General features: G+C 66.3%; 1 protein-coding gene and 1 pseudogene. Both read right to left on the reverse strand.

Annotation, left to right across the window (positions count from 1 at the left end; all coding sequences use genetic code 11):
• Nucleotides 1-191: AzlD domain-containing protein (locus FY251_RS22230; RefSeq protein ID WP_148417041.1), on the reverse strand; the 191-nt coding region annotated here is incomplete at its 3' end.
• Nucleotides 181-383 (reverse strand): annotated as a pseudogene (locus tag FY251_RS22235) (branched-chain amino acid ABC transporter permease); the annotation flags it as partial. The pseudogene FY251_RS22235 and the gene FY251_RS22230, both read right to left, overlap by 11 nt.

Consider the following 383-nt stretch of genomic DNA (forward strand, 5'->3'; position numbering starts at 1 on the left):
GTCATGAACGAGGGGAGGACAAGCGCGGCGAGGACGGCGGCGGGGACGAACCGCAACACCCGCTCGACGACCGGCGGAATTTCGTCCAGCCGACCGAACAGCGCGATGAACGAGAGGCGACAGGCGTAGGTCAACACGCCGATGACAGCGACGACACCGGCTATCTCAACCGGGCCGTAATTAGTCGCCATCGGTCCCTCCTGTGACGGATTCCGTGAGAACGCCAGCCGTGATGCCAACCCCGGCCGCGACGAGCAGTCCGAGATTGAGCGGGAGGCCAGCGCCGACGACGGCGACGGTTCCACCGACGACAGCGGCGCTGCCGGTCGCTGCGTCTTCGATTGCCGGGACCAGAATCGCGAGGAAGACGAGGGGGATAGCGA

The sequence above is a fragment of the Haloferax sp. KTX1 genome (genome assembly GCF_902410085.1).
GTDB lineage: Archaea > Halobacteriota > Halobacteria > Halobacteriales > Haloferacaceae > Haloferax > Haloferax massiliensis.